The sequence below is a fragment of the Streptomyces sp. NPDC059037 genome, assembly GCF_042740015.1.
Lineage (GTDB): Bacteria > Actinomycetota > Actinomycetes > Streptomycetales > Streptomycetaceae > Streptomyces.
In genome coordinates this window covers 55,065-72,286 of the sequence record NZ_JBHYIG010000008.1, presented here as the reverse complement: position 1 = coordinate 72,286, position 17,222 = coordinate 55,065, and the positions used below count along the sequence as shown (strand labels likewise).

Below are 17,222 nucleotides of genomic sequence, written 5' to 3'. Positions count from 1 at the left end.
CCCCGGCCCCCCCCCCCCCCCCCCGACCGCGGCCGCGGCCACCAGGGCCCCGCCCCCGACGAGGGTCAGCGTGCTGTAGTCCTTGCTGCCACCGCCGACGCCGCCTCGGACGCCGAGCGCGGGCGCCGTCGCCGTCGCCGTCGACGAGATGGTCGGGGTGGAGCCGACCCTGACCGTCGAGGGACCGACCGTCGACCCGTCGTCGCACCGCACCATCACGGAATGGGTGCCGGTGGTGACGTTCGTCCAGGAAGCGCTGCCGTTGATCAGCGACGTCTGCCGCCCCGCGGCGAAGCTGGCCGCGGAGGGGCTCATCAGCGAGGCGATGCCGCTGGCGCAGTCTGTCGTGGTGGCCCGGACCGTCGAGCCGGTGGCGGTCACGGTGAGCCCCGGACCCGCCGCCGCCGGAGCGGCCAGTGCCAGCGGAAGAGCTGCGGCTGCGGCGGCGATGGTCAGTCCGGAGCGGACGGATATCTGAGTAGAACGCATGTGTCTGCCCTCCGGTGGCACGGGAGGCGGTACGTCCCATGCGCCGCCGGAGGTAGGGAAGCGCCCGTGCTACCTGCGGACGAGCCAACGTGCCATCGGCCGGGACCGCATGCGGACGGCCACCGGGCAGGTGACGGAATCCTTCGTACGGCCGACAGCCGACCCGACGTCACGACGGCCGGCCGGTGGTGACCGTCCGCTCGGCGGAGCAGCCGCCCCATGTCCCGTCGGGAAGCCTGGCCCTGAGCTTCACGCGATGGCGCTCGCCGGGCTCCTTTCCCACGTAGAAGCTGTGCGTGGCCTCGGTCCGGGGAGCCGTGCCGCCGAAGACCAGCGAGGTGGCGGCCTTGCCGTCCAGGTGGATCTGATACTCCGACACGGCGCCGCCGGTGCGGGGCGGCGTCCACGACAGATCGATGTAGTACGCCCCGCCCGCGCGGTGCGTCGTCGCGCGGAAGTCCGTCGGCGCCGTGCCCCGCCCGTCGTCCCGGCCGGGCGCGGTGGTGAGGCGCACGGCCCGGCTCGCGGGCGAGAAGTTGTCGGCCGCGTCGCGCGCCCGGACGGTGAAGGTGTACGTGGTGGACGGCCTCAGGCCCGTGACGTCCACCATGTGCGTGCCGCCCGGCACGCGCTCGACCCGGGTGGCGCCGCGGTACACGTCGTAGCCGGTGACCCCGGTGTCGTCCGTGGCCCGGTTCCACATGACGTGGGCGGTGGTGGCGCTGCCCGACTGGACGGTGACGCCGCGCGGGGCGGCAGGGGGCGCCGCGTCCTTCGACTCGCTCGGGTCGTCCTGCCAGGCGCAGGAGCTGAGGGCGCAGGCGGCGATGACGGCGATGAGTGCGGTCAGGTGGGGGGTCCGTCGCATGGGTGTGCCTTCCACTGGGACGGCATTGGTCCGGACCTATTGGACACAGTTGGCGGGGGCACATCAAGAGGCCCGCGTGCACCGTCCGGACCCTGAGCGGTGGCCGGGACGTACGAGCCGGGACAGATTGGGACTTCCGCGTCCCCTCAGGGAAGGTCCTTTCTCGTGCGTACCAGAACGGCGGCGCTCGCCGTCGCCGCCGGAGCCACTCTGCTGTCCCCCGCTTCACTGCCCGCGACGGCGCAGGAACAGGGCGAGCCGAACCCCAAGCCACCGCATGTCAGGGAGAGTTCACCGGGAGGGGACGCGCCGCGCGAGAGCCTGGCACGCGAAGGCTCCGCGAGCGCCGCCGCCCTGCTCGCCAAGGCCGGTTCGTGCCGGCAGATCTCCCGCGGCAAGTACCGCAGCGACGACGGCGCCCCGGCGGACATCCCCGTCTGCGGCAAACGCGATGCCGTGTTCTGGAAGGCCGACATGGACATCGACTGCGACGGACGGCCCGGCAAGGTCTGCAACCGCCGCAGCGACCCCCTCTTCATCCACGCCACCGCCTTCCAGCAGTCCGACGGCCGTCAGCTGGACGCCGAACACCTCCCGTACGTCGTCGTGCCGGGCGCGAGCCGCCGCTGGAACCACGCGGCGCACGGCATCGACGGCGGCTCCGTCGCCGCCGTGATCCACCGGGACAAGGTCCTGTACGCGGTGGTCGGCGACACCGGCCCCACCGATCTGATCGGCGAGGCGTCCTACGCGGCGGCCAGGGCGCTCGGCATCCGGGCCGACCCCAAGTCCGGCGGCGCGAGCGGCGACGTCACCTACATCGTCTTCAAGGGGCGCGGCGCCTCCCCCATCGAGAACCACCGGGCCGCGGTCTCCCGTGGCGACGCGCTGGCCCGGCAGTTCCTCCGTCAGAACTGAGGCGGCGAGAGCAGCGGCTCACACCTTCCGATACGCGTACGCCTCCGCTGCCGCCGCCTCCACGGCGGCGATGTCGGCGCCCGCCGACGCGGTCACCACGGCCGCGACCGCGCCCTCCACGAACGGGGCGTCCACCAGGCGGGCGCCGTCCGGGAGTTCATCGCCCTCCGCGAGCAGCGCCTTCACGGTGAGGACCGCACTGCCCAGGTCGGTGAGGATCGCGACGCCCGCGCCGCGGTCGACCCGCGCGGCGGCCGCGGAGATCAGCTCGGCGCTGGTGCCGAGGCCGCCGTCGTCGGTGCCGCCCGCACCCGCGACGGGGGCGGTCGTGCCGCCGCCCGCGAGCCCGGCGGCCAGCGCGGCGACCGCGTCGGCGACGGGCCCGCTGTGCGAGACGAGGACGATGCCGACCAGCTTGTCGTCACTCATCGCGCGGCCCCCTCGCCGCCGGCGGCCTCGGCGAGCGCGTCGAAGAGCAGCGCCGACGACGTCGCGCCGGGATCCTGATGCCCGATGCTGCGCTCGCCCAGATAGCTCGCCCGGCCCTTGCGCGCCTGCAGCGGCGTGGTGGCGAGCGCGCCCTCGTTCGCGGCGGCCCGCGCCGCCGCGAAGGACTCCCCGAGCGCGTCGACCGCCGGGACCAGGGCGTCCAGCATCGTCTTGTCGCCGGGCGCCGCGCCGCCGAGCGCGCCGACGGCGTCGACACCCGTACGGAACGCGTCGGCGAACTGCTGCTCGCTGACCTCGGCGGCGTCGCCGAGCGCCTTGCCGGTACGCCGAAGCAGCGTGCCGTACAGCGGCCCCGACGCGCCGCCCACGGTCGAGATCAGCGTCCGCCCGGCCAGCATCAGGACGGCCCCCGGCGTGGCGGGCTCCTCCTTCTCCAGGGCGGTCAGCACGGAGGCGAACCCCCGCTGCATGTTGCTGCCGTGGTCGGCGTCACCGATCGGCGAGTCGAGCTCGGTGAGCCGCTCCGCCTCCCGGTCGACGAGAGCGGCGGCCGAGGTCAGCCAGCGGCGGAAGAATGCGGCGTCGAGCACGGAATCTCCTTGCGCGGTAGGGCGATTGACTACGAGACGTACGAGTGGACTGCGAGGTGTACGAGCCGGTCACTGGGGTCAGGCACCCCAGCGCAGCCCGGGGGTGCGCACCGGCGCGTTCCACAGCCGCAGCAGCTCCTCGTCGACCTGACACAGGGTCACGGACGCCCCGGCCATGTCCAGCGAGGTCACGTAGTTGCCGACCAGGGTGTGTGCCACGACGACATCCCGCTCGGCAAGGACCCGCTGCACCTCGGTGTTGAACCCGTACAACTCGAGGAGGGGTGTGGCACCCATCCCGTTCACGAGCACGAGCACGGGATTGCGCGGGCGCAGATCCTCCAGCACGGCGTCCACGGAGAAGTCCGCGATCTCGCGCGAGGTCATCATCGGGCGCCGCTCACGCCCCGGCTCACCATGGATCCCGACCCCCAACTCCAGCTCGCCGGGCGGCAGATCGAAGGTGGGACTCCCCTTGGCGGGCGTGGCACAAGCACTCAAGGCGACCCCGAAGCTCCGGGAGTTCTCATTGACCTGACGGGCGATCGCCTCGACCCGCTCCAGGGGCATTCCCTCGTCGGCCGCGGCACCGGCGATCTTCTCCACGTACAGCGTCGCGCCGGTACCGCGCCGCCCCGCCGTGTACAGGCTGTCGGTGACGGCGACGTCGTCATTGACGAGCACCTTGGCGACCTGGATGCCCTCGTCCTCGGCGAGCTCGGCCGCCATGTCGAAGTTGAGGACGTCTCCCGTGTAGTTCTTCACGATGAACAGCACGCCCGCCCCGCTGTCCACGGCGGCCGCCGCCCGCACCATCTGGTCCGGCACGGGCGAGGTGAACACCTCACCGGGACACGCGGCCGACAGCATGCCAGGACCCACGAACCCGCCGTGCAGCGGCTCGTGCCCGGATCCCCCGCCGGAGACGAGGGCGACCTTCCCGGCGACGGGAGCGTCCCTGCGCACGATGACGCGATGCTCCACGTCGACGGTCAGCTCCGGATGCGCGGCGGCCATCCCCCGCAACGCGTCCGCGACGACTGTCTCCGCAACGTTGATCAGCATCTTCATGGGTGCCTCCTGGTGGTCGGCTGGGCGTTGCTGAGCTTTGCAAACCTGAGGTCATTATCGAGGGAACGGCGTCCAGCGGCGCGGGCTGTGGTCGAACTGTTCGGCCCTGGTGCTGTCCGCTCTCCGCGGTTGCCTGAGGGGCGGTGGGGTCGCCGCGTAGGGGCAGCTGCCCTGCCTGGTGAACCCAGGGCGCCGCGCCTCGCGCACGTTCAAGAAGTCTGAGTGGGGGAGAGCGTGGCGGAGCCGCTCAGGCTTCTTCGTCGGGTGATGGACGCAACCCCGTCAGGGTGACCGCGACGAGTCGGCGGACCGCGGCCTTGGACGGCAAGCCACCGGCCGCCGCCAGGGCGTGCAGGCAGTAGCCCGCGAGCTCCTCGGGTGCGACATCGTCCCGCACGTCGCCGGACCGCGCGGCCTCGGTCAGCAGGTCGCGGACGAGCTCGCTCAGGTGCTTGTGTGCGCGGTCGAGGTGCTCGCCCCGGTGCACGAGCGCCGCGAGTTCGGTGCCGTGGGGGCGCGCATGGGTCATGAGCGCATACGTCTCGAGCACCGCTTCGAGTCGCTTGCCCGGATCGGCGGCTCGGTCGCGGACCTCGGTGAGATGTTCGAGGTGGCCGGAGACGAGGCGTTCGTGCCAGGCCGCCAGGATCGATTCGACGTCCGGGAAGTACTTGTAGAGCGTTGCGCGGCCGATGCCGGTGTCTTTGGCGATGCGCGACATCGTCACCGACGTCAATCCGTGCTCGGCCACCAGCCGGGCAGTGGTGTCCAGGGGCGCGTCGCGCACGGCGCGGCGATGCTCAGGGGCGCGACGAGCCCTGATGACTTGTACGCCGACCCGCCGCCGTGGGACATCGGTCGCCCTCAACCGGCATTCCTCGCCCTCGCCGAGACGGGAGCCATCAAGGGCCGGGTCCTCGACGTCGGCTGCGGAACCGGCGAGCATGTGCTGCTGGCCTCCGGCCTCGGTCTGGACGTCACCGGTGTCGACCTCGCCCCCAACGCCTTGCTCGCCGCCGAGGAGAAGGCCCGCGACCGAAACCGCACGGTGCGATTCCTCCGCCATGACGCCCGGCGGCTCGCTGAACTGCGCGAGTCCTTCGACACAGTGCTCGACTGCGGGCTCTTCCACGGCTTCGACGAGGTCGATCGAGCCTCGTACGTCGACGGCCTGGGAGCCGTGCACAAGGTCGCGCGGAACGAGGTCGAAGACGCCTTCGCCGGCGGCTGGCAGGTCGACTCCATCGAGCCCAGCACGATCGACATCACCACCGACCCGCAGGGCATCCGTGCCTGGCTGGTCGGCCTCACCAGGATCTGAGGCACATCATGCCCATCGCGCAAGCTCACGTCGCGACCGAACGCCCCAGCCGATATCTCGTTCAGCCGTAGCCGTGGAAGCGGCCGACGCGGCGCTGATGGGGGAGGACCTGCGGCACCTTCCGCAGCTGCTCCGGCACGCCCGCCGTGCCCGCTCGCTGATGGTCCAGAACATCGTCATGTCGCTGGTCATCATCGCGGTGCTCGTCCCGCCGGCCGCGTTCGGCGTTCTCGGCCTGGCCATGGTCGTGTTCGTCCACGAACTGGCCGAGGTCGTGGTCATAGCCACGCTATCCGTGCCGCTCGGGCGACGCCGTTGCCGGGGGTGACGGCGGTGGCCACCGCCGCGCAGGAGACCTCCGGGATTCTGCCCGAGCCGGTGGACGAGGGCTGCTGCGACGCCTGCACGTCCGCCGCGCCGGTGGTCCGCGTCCCGCTGTCCCTGACGGAGGCCGTTCCTCGGTCGGCCGGTCGGCAGCGCGTGTCCCTGCCGCTGGTGGGCAGCGACAAGGACGCGTGCTGCGACGACGGTTGAGTCGATACGGGGGGAAGCCTGCCGTGGGTGTCTCTACGCGTGTCCCTACTTGCGGGGCGAGGCTCCGCGTTCCTTGAGCATGCGCGTCATCAGCCCCATCTCCGACTTCTGGCATCGACCATGCCCTGGGCCAGCCGCTGCTCCATGCCCACACCGCCCATGTGATGGTCGATCATCAGCTGCAGGTAGAAGATCTCCGCCTTCTTCCCCTTGAGCTCGCGCAGCTGGTCCAGTTCGGTGCCGGACGCCATCCCCGGCATCAGAGTGCTTCCGCATGTTCAGCACCGGCGACGACGGTCTGCTCTCCTTCCTTGCCTCCACGCAGATGGTGATCCTGCTGGCCGTCGGTGCTCTCGCCTTCGTCCTGTTCGCCGCGACGCACGTAATGCACTGGCGCGAGGATCGGGCGAGGGAGAGGGAGCGGTAGAGCGTCATCGCTGAGGTCATTTCATGGATCTGCTGAGGGAGGTGACGGAAGCGACCCTGTTGATTAGACAGGCCTCTATGTTGACTGCTGTCGAATCAGGGAGGAGTCTTGTATTCGTAAACGTCGATGTAGTGGAGGTGGGTCGTGGCTGAGCAGACTGGTGACCTTCGTGAGCAGGTTCGTGCCAACTACGCTGCGGCGGCGCTGCAGGTCGCCGAGGGTGGAACCGCTTGTTGCGGCTCGGAAGGCATCGAGATCGACGAGAGTTTCGGAGCGGGCCTGTACGCGGTCGAAGAGCGCGGCACGCTGCCCGCCGAGGCGGTTGCCGCATCGCTTGGGTGCGGCAACCCCCTTGCCGTGGCAGAGCTGCGCGAGGGCGAGCGTGTACTCGATCTGGGTTCGGGCGGCGGCATCGACGTGCTGCTGTCCGCACGCCGGGTCGGAGCGTCGGGCAAGGCGTACGGCCTCGACATGACCGAGGAGATGCTCGCTCTGGCGCTGGCCAATGCGAAGAAGGCGGGTGCCACCAATGTCGAGTTCCTCAAGGGTGCCATCGAGTCCGTCCCGCTGCCCGCGAACTCCATCGACGTGGTCATCTCCAACTGCGTGATCAACCTGTCGGTCGACAAACCCGCCGTGTTCGCCGAGATGTTCCGAGTGCTCGTTCCTGGTGGACGGATCGGTGTCTCCGACGTCGTGGCCGAGGATCACCTCACCGCTGAGCAGCGCGCCGAGCGCGGTGACTACGTCGGCTGTATCGCCGGGGCGCTGTCCGTCGCCGAATACAGGGCGGGCCTGGAGGCCGCGGGCTTCACGGAGATCGGCATCACGTCGACGCATCAGGTCGCCGACGGCATGCACTCCGCCATCGTGCGCGCCGTGAAGCCGACCACGGCCTCGGGTGGGCTGCCGCAAGCTGCGGCCGCTGCCGGGTCCGGGGCGTGTTGCGGGGACAGCGCACCGTGCTGTGGGTAGTCCATTGATGGTGTGCTGCAGCTGTCAGTAGTGGCAGGCAGCCCGTTCCTGGAAGAGGGTGAACCCGCGCTGCATCATCGCGACCGAGCGGCCCGTCGCCTGGCGGAGGAACTGGGTCGAGCCGGTGAATCGCACGAGCGGCAGCTGTCCCTGCTTCTCCACGACCGTGTGCTCGAGGGAGCCGAGCGTCCCGTAGGTGTCGCCGTGCGCGAGCGCGCTGCAGCCGCTCCAGATGACCTCGGCCTGGTCGGCGCCCCTGGCCGTCAGGGCGCCCGCCTCGCGCACGATGTACGCGGGTCAGGCGTGTCGTCGGGCCGAGCATCCACACCGCGCGGGCGCTGTTGTCGATGGCTCCCCGCAGGAGTGTGAACTGCCCGTGCGTATGCATCGTGATGGGTAGAGCGTCAACCGCGGTGCCCAGTAAGGGAAATGGGTTGGAGGCGGGCCAGGGCGGGCTCCACCCGGTAGCCGCAGCGTTGAGCCTTCACCGGTCAGCGGTCTCCGTCGTCCAGGGTGAGCTGTGCGCGATGGAACTCGAAGTGCTGGGTCGGATAGCGGTAGAGGTCCGCGACGGTCATGACGTCACGGAAGAACGGATCCCAGCGCGTGGGATAGGGCATGGCGAGCGCGAGGTCGGCCTCCCGCTCGGCGTCGAGCCGGTGGTGCAGGAAGGCGATGACGTGGTCGAACGCGGTGCCCATGCGGTGGCGTCCCAAGACCCTCGCACCGCCAACCGGGCCCAGGTGATTCACGACGTCGAAGGGCTTGGTCCCGGCGTTGAGGAGTCGGGCGAAGACCCGACCGACGCCGCGCGGCAGTCGTCCGAAGATCCGCAACAGGATCAGCAGCGGCCTGATCAGGATGTAGCCGAACAGCATGTGGAACAGCAGTTGCTCGTTGGTCCACCGGGTGCCCTCCGTGGGTCGGCGCGAGTCGGCCTCGTCGGCGTCATCGAGGAGCCGGTGGAACGTCGTGCGGGACCGCTCCAGCTCCTCGTGGATCGCCTGACGGTCCAGTGACGACTTGCCCATCGGGCTCACCGGCTCTCCGAGTTGCCCGTCCAGTCGGCTCAGCCCATGGTGCCGAGCATCTGCCCCATCGCGGCGACCACCGACGGCTCGACCCGGTAGTAGACCCAGGTGCCGCGCCGCTCGGAGGCGAGCAGACCCGCCTCCTTGAGCTTCTTCAGGTGATGGGAGACGGTCGGCTGGGAGACGCCGACATCGGAGATGTCACACACGCACGCCTCACCGCCCTCGTGCGAGGCGACCAGCGAGAACAGCCGCAGCCGTACCGGATCGCCGAGCGCCTTGAACATCGCGGCCGTCCGCACCGCCTCGTCGGCGGTGAGAGGGCGCTCGGTCAGGGGCGGGCAGCAGGGCTCGACGGCCGGCTCGAGCAGCGGCAACGCCTTCACGTTCGACATACGTCTATGTTGACACACATCGAATTAAAGGGCAGGGGGTGTTCCTCCGGTTCCCTCTCGGAGTCCTGCCGCGGCTGGGGCCTTGCGGACGTATGCCGCGAGTGGGGGGAATGACGTAGTCGGCGTCCCCGCTCACGCCGCGCAACGTGTTGGACGCGAAGGACCGTACCTCCAGCCGCTGGCCGATGTCCTGGGGGACAAGGTCCGCTTCGGCGCGACGGTCACCGGGGTGTCCCGCCAGGGCGGCGACCGTGTGGTAGATGCCGACCGTGACCGGCAGCCTTTCACCGTCCACATTCGGGACGCCGACGGTGGTGAGCAGCGGATCATTGCCCGCGCCGTCCTCGACGCTTCCGGCACCTGGTCGACGCCCGGCCCGATCGGCGGCGACGGCCTGCCCGCCCTTGGCGAGCGTGCTGCGGCCGCGCGCATCTCGTACCGCGTACCCGACCTCAACGACCCGGCCGTACGCGCCCGTTACGCGGGCAGGCGCACCGCCGTCATCGGCTCCGGGGCCTCCGCCGCGCACAGCGGTGACATCTATGAACACGGCGGTTTCGCCGGCCACTTCTTCGACCGCGCCCTCGTCGACGCCCTCGCAGAGGGCTGGAGCCTGGACGAGGTCCATGCCTTCGAGGAGGGCGAGCTTCCCCGCCGCCTGTGGCGGGTCACTCAGACCCTGTCGCGATGAGCACCCGGCCCGGACCCGGCGCAGGAATCGTCGTGGACGGCACCGGCCTGCTGTGCGTCACCCTGCTGCTCCGCCTGCGCAAGGAGATCGGCGGCGCAGAGCCGGGGACGATCGTGCACGTCGTCGCCACCGACCCCGCCGTCCCGCCCGACCCGGGGCCCCGGCCGTGCGCGGCCGCTGGCGCGTTCGCGTCATGGCGTGGCCGTGCCATGGCGCATGCACGTCACGGCGTGAACGCGCAGGCTCCGTCCGTGGATCGGGGCACGGCCGCCGGGCCACTCTGAGGTGGCGCCGCCGTGGGGCGGTGCGTGCATTCCCTGAACGCGTGGATCCCCTGAAGGAGACACCTCCGTGAGCATGTCGCTGAGCAGACCCGTGGACCGGATCACCAGGACGCCCGCCCGCCGCCCGACCCCGCGGCCGCGCCCGCAGCGAGCGCCGAACGCCCGTGGGGACGGCGGCGCGTCCGCCGGCCCCACGCCGTTCCGGATCACCACGGCCCCGCTGGAGCCCGCCGGTGAGCTGCGGGTCGGGCAGCTGTCAGGGCCGTACGTGGCCGCCGATGTGCTGGCCCGGTTCCTGCGTGCCGACGGGCGGCACGTCCTGTTCACCGGCGCCATCGCCGACCATGCCACCGCCGTGGAGGCACGGGCGCTGCGCCGCGGCCGGAGCGCCGCCGAGGTGGCCGCCGGGTTCCGGGCCGCCGTCGACGCGGACTGGCAGCGGGCGGGCATCACCTTCGACCGGGTCGTGCGGGCCCGCCGCGACCGGGGATACGGCCGCTGGCTCGGCACCCTCGTGGCACGGCTGCACTCCGAGGGCATGCTCAGCACGCGGGAGGGCCCCTTGCCGTACTGCGCCCCGTGCGCGCGATGGCTGCACGGCGCGCATGTGACCGGTGGCTGCCCGCACTGCGGCGCGTCCGCCGACGGTACGGGCTGCCACGCTTGTGCCGTGCCGTACGACGGTGCCGAACTGGCCCGCCCCGTCTGCGCGTTGTGCTCCACGCCCGCCGCACCGCGCCCGTGCCGTCGGCTGTTCCTTCCCCTGGAGCGCTTCCGGGATCCGCTCGCCGCGTACTGGGCGGCGCTCGACGCACCGGAGCGGCTCGCCGGTCTCTTCGCGGCGCTCCTGGCGGACCGGCTGCCTGAGCTGCCGGTGGGGCAGCCGGGGGAGTGGGGGGTGCCCGTGCCGGTGGCCGGTCACGAGGATCAGCGCGTCGACGGCCGGTTTGAGGCGGCCGCACTCGAGCTGTACGGCAGGGGCCTTGAGCCGTACGGCAGGGGCCCGGGCATCGGCCGTCCGGCTCCGGGCGAGACGCTGTACTTCGGCGGCCTGCGCGACGCCGTCGACCACGCGGTCGTGCTGCCCGCGCTCCTGCTCGCCTGCCGAGTCCCGCCGGAGGTCCACCCGCGGCCGCGCTTCCGCCTGAGCGCGGCCCACGGACCCGGCGCGGACCGCACCTGGGCGCTCGACGTCCTGAACGAGTTCGGCTCGGACGCCGTACGCCGCCACGCTGTGCACGGCGAAGGTCCCGCACGGGCGCTCGCGGTGCTCCACGGGACGTGGAACCGCTGGCTCGACGAACTCTTCGTATCCGTACGGGAGTTGAGTGGAGGACGGGTGCCGCTGGAAGCGCCGGGCGGCCCCGGCTGGCCCGAGCACCGCCGCCGACTCGCGCACACGGTACGGCTGTTGCGTGCGGCGTACGGAGACGGGGGCGCGGACACCTTCGACCCGCGCCGCGCCGTACGGCTGCTCGACGTGACGGTCCGCATGACGCAGGCACTGCCCAGGGAGGAACTCCCGCAGCTGGCAGGCCAGTTGAGCTTGGCGGCGGCGCTCACGGCATGGGCCCACCCGATCATGCCGGAAGGTGCGCGGCGGCTCGCGGCCGCCCTCGGGGTCACGGCGGGCGGACCCGTCACCCTCGGCGCGCTCGCCGTGCCGCGGCCCGGGACGCAGGTCGGTCCACCGTCGGCCCCGGTCTTCGGGTTCTGAACGGCCGGGGTCAGTCCAGCCAGCCGAGGCGCATCGCCCGCACGCCCGCCTCGAAGCGGCTGGACGCCCCCAGCTCCTGCATGAGTTCGGAGAGGATACGGCTCACGGTGCGCAGCGAGACGCCGAGGCCGCGGGCGATCTTCTCGTCCTTCATGCCGGTGGCCAGCATGCGCAGGGCGGCGCGCTGCTGCTCGGTGAGCCCGGAGCTGTCCCGGGCGCACTCGCCCTGTTCGCCGTACGGTGTCGCGGTGCGCCAGAGGTGCTCGTACAGCGCGCTGTACGAGCGCACAAGGGCGGGGCCACGGGCCAGAATCGCCCCGGCCGCGTGCCGCTCCGGGTCCACCGGAAGCAGCGCGAACCGCCGGTCCGCGATGATCATGTTCATCGGGATGTCCGCGGCGATCCGCAGCTCGGCGCCGACCGCGGCCTTGCGCGCCAGATGCTCCATGCCCTGCGGGGTGTTGGCCCCCGATGCGCTGAAGACATAGCGCACCCGCACGCCCTTGGCGATCTGCCGGCGGTCACGCGACAGGGCGCGCTCCGGGATCTCCCGGCCCTGGTCGAGCAGCGGCTGCAGCGCGGCGAGTTCGTGCTCGACCGTCTCGGTGATGTCCTCAAGGGCCTGCTGGATGCGCCGGTAGTCGGTGATCACCTCGACCTCGACCTCGGCGGACGGCGCGAGGACCTCGGAGCGCAGAAAGCGGGTGGCAAGGGACTCCAGGCGGCCGTTGACCTGCTCGGCGCGGCGCAGGTCCTCGCGCAGCCGCCCCCGCTCGCCCTCCAGGAGCTTGATCAGGGCCATCTCGGGGCTGACCACGGCGACCGAGTCCGTCTCGCTCTCGGACGGCTCGCCCGCGGCGAGGGCGAGCCGGTTGTCGTGCTGGGCACCGGTCGGCACGACAAGGCCCAGGTCGAGCAGTTCGCGGCGGCACCGCTCCCGTTCCTCCGGGCCGAGCCCGAGTTCGGCGACGGCCTCCTCGAAGTCGGAGGCGCCGCGCCTGCGCAACTCCGCGTAGAGGGCGAGCGCCAGATCCTCGGCGCGCGCACCGGTTCTCTCCACGGCCCTGACGACTGTCACCGCACCGCCCCTCGCTGTCGGTTCCCCTTCCCTGCGCGCGATCCTACGTGAACCAAGATCACGCGTTGGGGGACCCGAGCGGCGGTCAGGGGAACGAGACCACCGTGGACGGCACGGTGTCACTGCCCGAAGTGGGCGCGCCGGTGGCGTTGATGACGTGGGCGTACTGGCCCTTGCCGCCGAGCGAGACGACCAGGAGGTGGTGGAACTTCACGCCCGGTGTGTTCGGGGCGGCGAAGCCGTGCTCCTGGACGATGGTCGGGTCGACGTTGTAGTAGCAGTAACTGCCGAGGCCCCAGCCCTCGTGGGCGGTGACGGAGTCGGCGACCTTGTAGGCGGCGAAGCCGCGGAGGTCGCCGTTCTGGATGGCGGCCTGGTTCGGGGCGTCGTACGCCTTCTCGTTCTGGTAGAAGATCGTGCGGCCGCGTTCGCCCTTCCACTGCACGTCGTACTTGTTGAAGTGCTCCACGAACAGGCCGGTCGCCAGGACGTCGTCGCCGTTGACGACGACGCCGTAGTCGGCCCGGTTGGTCTCCCAGCCGACCCCCTCGCCGTGGTCGGCGCGCCAGACCCAGGTGTGGTCGACGACGGTGTGCCGGCTGTTGATCACCATGCTGGTGGTGGCCTTGCCCGCGCCCGCGCCGCCGATGCGGACGAACACGTCCTGGACGGTGGTCGGGTTGCCGGCGTGGGCGGCGCTCGCGCCCTGCGGCCCTATCTCCACCAGCGTCTCGGAGTTGGCCGTTCCCGCGTCGACGAGGAAGCCCGCGAGCCGCACCCCGTCCACGTCGGCAGTCTTCACGGCGGTCACCCCGCGGTCGGGGACGAGCGTGGCGTAACCGATGCCGAGGACCACGGTGTTGGCCCGCTTGACCTCGATCGGCCGGTCGAGGTGGTAGATGCCGGGGGTGAGCAGCAGGTGGAGTCCCTGGTCGAGCGCGGCGTTGAGGGTGGCGGCGGTGTCGCCCTCCTTGGCGACGTAGAAGGCGGACAGGGAGAGGGATTCGCCCTGCGGGGTGCCGCTGCCCCAGCTGGTGCCCCGGGCGTTGGTGCGCAGGGCGGGCAGGAAGACCTTGTACTCCCCGCCGACGAGGTGGAGGAAGGGCTTCTCCCGGGAGAGGGGGGTGGTGTCCAGGGTGGTGTACGGCGGGTTGGGGAAGGTGTTGGCGGGCGCGCCATCGACGCCGGAGAACACCATGTTCCAGACGCCGTTGAGCCAGCCGCCGACCGAGCTGTCACGGGTGTACCACTGCTGCTGGGAGTAGGGCTGGACGGTGCCGTCGATGCGGCTGTCGGCGATGTAGCCGCCGCTGGCCCAGCCGTACCCGTCGGGCGCCAGGTTCAGGTCGCCGCGCACATGCATCCGGCGGAACGGGGCGGCCTGGGAGACCGCCCAGCGGTTGGCGCCGCTGACCGGGGCGAGGGAGAGGTTCTCCGCCGAACGCCAGAAGTTCTGCGTGGCGTTGCCGTTGAACCAGCCCGCGTCGACGGTGACGTCGCCGTTGATGTGGGTGTCGTCGGGGGAGAGGCCAAGGCCCATGATCGAGGTGTAGAAGCCGATCTGGGCGTTGAGCCCGCTGTAGGTGCCGGGCTTGAAAAGCAGCGCGTAGCGGTTGGTGCCGAACTGCGCCGACTCCTGCCGCTTGAACACCTCGTCCAGTTTCGCCTGGATGCCGGCGGTGGACGGGTCGAAGACGATGACGTTCGGCCCGAAGTCCGGATCGGCGGCGGACGCGGCAGGCAACTCGCCGGCGGTGGCCACGCGCGAGCCGAGCCATCCGGTGGCCGGAACGGCCAAGGCGGCGGCCAGGGCGCCGCGGCGGGAGAGAGGAAGGTGCGCTGACATGGGCAACTCGCTTCGCTGGTGGGGGGATTGCGGTGCCGTTCTGTGTTCGGAACGTGAACGGAGAGAAGCCTGAGAGCGCTCTCTCGCGTTGGATGGTTGTGTCTGCGACAGGGTGCGTCAAGGGGGTGCGCGTGATGTCGTGCCGACTTCAGTGAAGGAAGTCGACTAGGACGTGTCCGGGTGATCATGCGACTGCCTCGGGCCCGGGTCAAGTGATCGACGGGATTCTGCACCGGGTGCGGACCGGGGGCCAATGGCGTGACCTGCCCGAGCGGTTCGGGCCGTGGAAGACGGTCTATGAACGCCACCGGCTGTGGTCGGCCGATGGAACGTGGGAGCAACTCCTTCAGCAGGTGCAGGCGGCAGCTGATGCCGCGGGAAGGATCGACTGGGATGTTGCGGTGGACTCCACTACCGTTCGCGCGCATCAGCAGGCGGCCGGCGCCCGCACTGAGCCGCCACCCGTACCCGTCTCAAAGGGGGCCGAAGTCCCAGAACACCAGGGCGAGTCCGCTTGGCAGAGCCTGGTCGCCCGCCTGGTGGAGGTGGTGCGGGAAGTGAGGGCCTGGGCCGCTCGCGCGGCGGGTTCACCACCAAGCTCCAGCTGAGCGCGGACGGCCACTGCCGCCCGCTGTCCCTGATCGTCACCGCCGGACAGCGGGCGGACTGCACCCAGTTCAAAGCCGTGCTGGAGAAGATCCGCGTCCCGCGCATCGTCCGGGCAGGCTCCGCAAGAAGCCCGCCGGCCTCGCCGCGGACAAGGCGTACAGCAACGGTCCGTGCCGCGGCCACCTGCGCGAGCGCGGCATTCCGCACACGATCCCGGAGAAGACCGACAGCCAGACCGTCCGCCTGGGCAAAGGCTCCCGCGGCGGACGGCCACCCGGCTTCGACGAAGAGCGGTACAAGAAGCGGAACACCGTCGAACGAGCGATCAACCGGCTCAAGCAGTCCAGAGCAGTGACCACTCGCTACGACAAACGCGGCTACGTCTTTCGTGTACGGGCGTCCGTGTCCCCTCCCTGGCCCGGGGGTGACTACTTGGTGCCGAGGCATACGCCTGCTGCGGTCGCCAGTTCCCGCCAAGTTCAACGGCGATCCCCCCCCCAGCCCGGTCAACGCCGCGATGGCAGGGTGCGGCTACCGCCGGGGACGTGCCCCGGCAAGGAGGGAGAACCTGAATGCGTCGCATGGCCACCGCCGCCACGATGGCCGCGCTCGGGGTGAGAAGCCCTTTCGGGTCGGGGCGGCCGTCCCCCAACGTCTCAAGATCACCCCCGCCCGACTGAGTCGGCAGTCCGGCATTTATGATCATGCCTGACCATGATGACCAATAGGGGGAACCAGGGGATCTGCATGCGTCTGCGATCGACCATACGTATTGCCGGAGTTGGGGGCGCGCTCGCCCTGGCCGTCACCGGAGGAGCGACCACCGCGTACGCGAGTGACAGCGGCCCCGAGCGTGGCGCTGACAGGCCGTCCGCGGTCACGGCCACGCAGCCCTCGCAGCAGGGGGACGTAGCGACCAGGGGCGCGGTCGGCCGCTACAGCAAGGTCATCAAGAAGACGGCGACCAAGAACTACACGAACACGAAGAACGAAATCGCCCGCTGCACGGCACAGTCGGCGGGCATGACCTGCACGATCAACAAGACGGCGTCGGCGACGCGCACGATCGACGCAGGGTTCGGCTTGAGCCGCGGGGCTGTCGCGGGCAGCTTGAACATCAGCTCGTCCAAGACGCAGTCGGTGTCCGTGACCTGCAGCGCGCCGGTGAAGAAGGGGAAGTCGCTCGTCGCGTACCCGATCGGTACCCGGTACAAGTACAAGATCGAGAAGCACATCACCACGCCCCTCGACTACGTCGCCGGGACGAGCGGGTGGAAGTACGCCTTCAACCCCTCTGCCGCCAAGGTGAGTTGCAAGGTCAAGTGAGAGGGCGTTCCGTGAACTACCGGAACAGAGCGCGGACCCGCGGCGCGACCGCCGCGCTGCTGCTCGCGGGAACGATGGCACTGACGGGCTGCGGCTCGGCTGACGAACCGCCCGCGCCCGTACCGCTGGACGCGCTCGTCGGCCAGTCCGTCGCCCAGACACAGGCCCGCCTCGCGGGGCCTGCGACGATGGTGTCGTACGACCTGTCAAAACCGGTGACCGGGGCGAAGGCCCGATACGGCACCGGGAAGGGCGCGGGGACCGACGAGGACTGGATCGTCGTGGCGGCGTGCGGGAACACGAAGAACCTGGAGGACGACACCCGGCTCGCGGTCGGTGTCCTGCACCAGGACGCGTACTCCAAGGACATCGAGCACAAGGCGAAGAAGCACGCCTTCAACCGCTACCTCAAGGAGTGCGGGTAGAACCGGACTTCGCGGAGAAGCAAGGCTTCGCCCTACTCGTCGGAGCGCCGTGCAGGGCCCGCATCCCCGCAAGGGGGGGGGGGGGGCCCGCCGCGCGGGGGGGCCCCCCCCCCCCCCCCCCACGCAAAAGACACAGCCCCGTGGGGGGGCGACCCGCCCACGCCCCGCCGCGGGCAG

General features: G+C 71.0%; 21 protein-coding genes and 3 pseudogenes. 12 read left to right on the top strand and 12 right to left on the bottom strand.

All coding sequences use genetic code 11. The annotated features are described in order from the left end of the window. The coding region (locus tag ACFWY6_RS03490; RefSeq protein ID WP_384685944.1) for a hypothetical protein at positions 1 to 489 on the bottom strand (489 nt) is incomplete at its 3' end. Positions 490 to 658: 169 nt separating this feature from the next. Then, positions 659 to 1,357, bottom strand: a complete 699-nt coding sequence (locus tag ACFWY6_RS03485; protein ID WP_384685942.1) for a fibronectin type III domain-containing protein — start codon at positions 1,355 to 1,357, stop codon at positions 659 to 661. Positions 1,358 to 1,522: 165 nt separating this feature from the next. On the opposite strand from ACFWY6_RS03485, the gene ACFWY6_RS03480 reads away from it, so the two are divergent. Further along, positions 1,523 to 2,275, top strand: a complete 753-nt coding sequence (locus ACFWY6_RS03480) for a glycoside hydrolase family 75 protein (protein WP_384685940.1) — start codon at positions 1,523 to 1,525, stop codon at positions 2,273 to 2,275. An 18-nt stretch (positions 2,276 to 2,293) separates the two neighbouring features. Here the strand turns inward: ACFWY6_RS03480 and ACFWY6_RS03475 are convergent, their stop codons facing one another. The 4 genes from ACFWY6_RS03475 to ACFWY6_RS03460 all read right to left on the bottom strand — a co-directional run bounded on the left by ACFWY6_RS03475 (position 2,294) and on the right by ACFWY6_RS03460 (position 5,173). Further along, positions 2,294 to 2,704, bottom strand: a complete 411-nt coding sequence (locus ACFWY6_RS03475) for a PTS fructose transporter subunit IIA (protein ID WP_384685938.1) — start codon at positions 2,702 to 2,704, stop codon at positions 2,294 to 2,296. Beyond that, a complete protein-coding gene (dhaL, locus tag ACFWY6_RS03470) occupies positions 2,701 to 3,315 on the bottom strand; it encodes a dihydroxyacetone kinase subunit DhaL (RefSeq protein WP_384685936.1) in 615 nt (204 codons plus the stop codon). Before dhaL ends, ACFWY6_RS03475 begins: the two co-directional genes overlap by 4 nt. 78 nt (positions 3,316 to 3,393) lie before the next feature. Further along, a complete protein-coding gene (dhaK, locus tag ACFWY6_RS03465; RefSeq protein ID WP_384685934.1) occupies positions 3,394 to 4,386 on the bottom strand; it encodes a dihydroxyacetone kinase subunit DhaK in 993 nt (330 codons plus the stop codon). A gap of 247 nt (positions 4,387 to 4,633) precedes the next feature. Further along, on the bottom strand, positions 4,634 to 5,173 hold the full coding sequence (locus ACFWY6_RS03460) for a TetR/AcrR family transcriptional regulator (protein ID WP_384685932.1): 540 nt from the start codon (positions 5,171 to 5,173) through the stop codon (positions 4,634 to 4,636). A gap of 9 nt (positions 5,174 to 5,182) precedes the next feature. On the opposite strand from ACFWY6_RS03460, the gene ACFWY6_RS03455 reads away from it, so the two are divergent. The 3 genes from ACFWY6_RS03455 (at position 5,183) to ACFWY6_RS03445 (ending at position 6,241) form a co-directional block, all read left to right on the top strand. Beyond that, positions 5,183 to 5,707 (top strand): class I SAM-dependent methyltransferase, encoded by a 525-nt coding sequence (locus ACFWY6_RS03455; protein WP_384685930.1) that lies wholly within the window; start codon positions 5,183 to 5,185, stop codon positions 5,705 to 5,707. Between the two features lie 73 nt (positions 5,708 to 5,780). Next, positions 5,781 to 6,035, top strand: coding sequence for a hypothetical protein (locus ACFWY6_RS03450; RefSeq protein ID WP_384685928.1), 255 nt, complete (start codon positions 5,781 to 5,783; stop codon positions 6,033 to 6,035). A gap of 5 nt (positions 6,036 to 6,040) precedes the next feature. After that, the gene (locus tag ACFWY6_RS03445) at positions 6,041 to 6,241 is read left to right on the top strand and encodes a hypothetical protein (protein ID WP_384685926.1); all 201 of its coding nucleotides are present in this window, start codon (positions 6,041 to 6,043) and stop codon (positions 6,239 to 6,241) included. Positions 6,242 to 6,286: 45 nt separating this feature from the next. Here the strand turns inward: ACFWY6_RS03445 and ACFWY6_RS03440 are convergent. Beyond that, positions 6,287 to 6,504 (bottom strand): annotated as a pseudogene (locus tag ACFWY6_RS03440) (DUF305 domain-containing protein); the annotation flags it as partial. An 11-nt stretch (positions 6,505 to 6,515) separates the two neighbouring features. On the opposite strand from ACFWY6_RS03440, the gene ACFWY6_RS03435 reads away from it, so the two are divergent. Together ACFWY6_RS03435 and arsM are read left to right on the top strand one after the other, a co-directional pair. Further along, complete coding sequence (locus tag ACFWY6_RS03435) at positions 6,516 to 6,668, top strand: hypothetical protein (protein ID WP_384685924.1); 153 nt, start codon at positions 6,516 to 6,518, stop codon at positions 6,666 to 6,668. Between the two features lie 144 nt (positions 6,669 to 6,812). Continuing rightward, positions 6,813 to 7,643: an arsenite methyltransferase gene (gene arsM, locus ACFWY6_RS03430; protein WP_384685922.1), complete on the top strand. Its 831-nt coding sequence runs from the start codon at positions 6,813 to 6,815 to the stop codon at positions 7,641 to 7,643. A gap of 24 nt (positions 7,644 to 7,667) precedes the next feature. Here arsM and ACFWY6_RS03425 read toward each other — a convergent pair whose 3' ends face one another. From ACFWY6_RS03425 to ACFWY6_RS03415, 3 genes are all read right to left on the bottom strand, one after another. After that, positions 7,668 to 7,928, bottom strand: a complete 261-nt coding sequence (locus ACFWY6_RS03425; protein WP_384685920.1) for a hypothetical protein — start codon at positions 7,926 to 7,928, stop codon at positions 7,668 to 7,670. A gap of 206 nt (positions 7,929 to 8,134) precedes the next feature. Beyond that, positions 8,135 to 8,674, bottom strand: a complete 540-nt coding sequence (locus tag ACFWY6_RS03420; RefSeq protein WP_384685918.1) for a DinB family protein — start codon at positions 8,672 to 8,674, stop codon at positions 8,135 to 8,137. Between the two features lie 38 nt (positions 8,675 to 8,712). Further along, positions 8,713 to 9,069, bottom strand: a complete 357-nt coding sequence (locus tag ACFWY6_RS03415) for an ArsR/SmtB family transcription factor (RefSeq protein ID WP_384685916.1) — start codon at positions 9,067 to 9,069, stop codon at positions 8,713 to 8,715. A 166-nt stretch (positions 9,070 to 9,235) separates the two neighbouring features. Between ACFWY6_RS03415 and ACFWY6_RS03410 the strand changes: the two are divergent. From ACFWY6_RS03410 to ACFWY6_RS03400, 3 genes and pseudogenes are all read left to right on the top strand, one after another. After that, positions 9,236 to 9,592: pseudogene (locus ACFWY6_RS03410) on the top strand (flavoprotein); the annotation flags it as partial. Between the two features lie 164 nt (positions 9,593 to 9,756). Next, the gene (locus ACFWY6_RS03405) at positions 9,757 to 10,044 is read left to right on the top strand and encodes a hypothetical protein (RefSeq protein ID WP_384685914.1); all 288 of its coding nucleotides are present in this window, start codon (positions 9,757 to 9,759) and stop codon (positions 10,042 to 10,044) included. 73 nt (positions 10,045 to 10,117) lie between these two features. After that, positions 10,118 to 11,761 (top strand): class I tRNA ligase family protein, encoded by a 1,644-nt coding sequence (locus ACFWY6_RS03400; protein WP_384685948.1) that lies wholly within the window; start codon positions 10,118 to 10,120, stop codon positions 11,759 to 11,761. Between the two features lie 10 nt (positions 11,762 to 11,771). Here the strand turns inward: ACFWY6_RS03400 and ACFWY6_RS03395 are convergent, their stop codons facing one another. Together ACFWY6_RS03395 and ACFWY6_RS03390 are read right to left on the bottom strand one after the other, a co-directional pair. After that, positions 11,772 to 12,839, bottom strand: coding sequence for a LuxR C-terminal-related transcriptional regulator (locus ACFWY6_RS03395; protein ID WP_384685912.1), 1,068 nt, complete (start codon positions 12,837 to 12,839; stop codon positions 11,772 to 11,774). A gap of 85 nt (positions 12,840 to 12,924) precedes the next feature. Further along, complete coding sequence (locus ACFWY6_RS03390; RefSeq protein ID WP_384685910.1) at positions 12,925 to 14,685, bottom strand: coagulation factor 5/8 type domain-containing protein; 1,761 nt, start codon at positions 14,683 to 14,685, stop codon at positions 12,925 to 12,927. Between the two features lie 182 nt (positions 14,686 to 14,867). Here ACFWY6_RS03390 and ACFWY6_RS03385 point away from each other — a divergent pair. The 3 genes and pseudogenes from ACFWY6_RS03385 to ACFWY6_RS03375 all read left to right on the top strand — a co-directional run. Then, a pseudogene (locus tag ACFWY6_RS03385) lies at positions 14,868 to 15,681 on the top strand (IS5 family transposase); the annotation flags it as partial. Between the two features lie 360 nt (positions 15,682 to 16,041). Next, positions 16,042 to 16,620, top strand: a complete 579-nt coding sequence (locus tag ACFWY6_RS03380; protein ID WP_384685908.1) for a hypothetical protein — start codon at positions 16,042 to 16,044, stop codon at positions 16,618 to 16,620. A gap of 11 nt (positions 16,621 to 16,631) precedes the next feature. Next, positions 16,632 to 17,045 (top strand): hypothetical protein, encoded by a 414-nt coding sequence (locus ACFWY6_RS03375; RefSeq protein WP_384685906.1) that lies wholly within the window; start codon positions 16,632 to 16,634, stop codon positions 17,043 to 17,045. Positions 17,046 to 17,222: the final 177 nt, after the last annotated feature.

Bases quoted from the DNA above. Each gene is read 5' to 3' on its own strand.
- ACFWY6_RS03420 (WP_384685918.1), bottom strand. From the start codon at position 8,674: ATGGGCAAGTCGTCACTGGACCGTCAGGCGATCCACGAGGAGCTGGAG.
- dhaK (WP_384685934.1), bottom strand. From the start codon at position 4,386: ATGAAGATGCTGATCAACGTTGCGGAGACAGTCGTCGCGGACGCGTTG.
- ACFWY6_RS03485 (WP_384685942.1), bottom strand. From the start codon at position 1,357: ATGCGACGGACCCCCCACCTGACCGCACTCATCGCCGTCATCGCCGCC.
- ACFWY6_RS03475 (WP_384685938.1), bottom strand. From the start codon at position 2,704: ATGAGTGACGACAAGCTGGTCGGCATCGTCCTCGTCTCGCACAGCGGG.
- ACFWY6_RS03405 (WP_384685914.1), top strand. From the start codon at position 9,757: ATGAGCACCCGGCCCGGACCCGGCGCAGGAATCGTCGTGGACGGCACC.
- ACFWY6_RS03390 (WP_384685910.1), bottom strand. From the start codon at position 14,685: ATGTCAGCGCACCTTCCTCTCTCCCGCCGCGGCGCCCTGGCCGCCGCC.
- ACFWY6_RS03435 (WP_384685924.1), top strand. From the start codon at position 6,516: ATGTTCAGCACCGGCGACGACGGTCTGCTCTCCTTCCTTGCCTCCACG.
- ACFWY6_RS03415 (WP_384685916.1), bottom strand. From the start codon at position 9,069: ATGTCGAACGTGAAGGCGTTGCCGCTGCTCGAGCCGGCCGTCGAGCCC.
- ACFWY6_RS03455 (WP_384685930.1), top strand. From the start codon at position 5,183: ATGCTCAGGGGCGCGACGAGCCCTGATGACTTGTACGCCGACCCGCCG.
- ACFWY6_RS03400 (WP_384685948.1), top strand. From the start codon at position 10,118: ATGTCGCTGAGCAGACCCGTGGACCGGATCACCAGGACGCCCGCCCGC.
- ACFWY6_RS03380 (WP_384685908.1), top strand. From the start codon at position 16,042: ATGCGTCTGCGATCGACCATACGTATTGCCGGAGTTGGGGGCGCGCTC.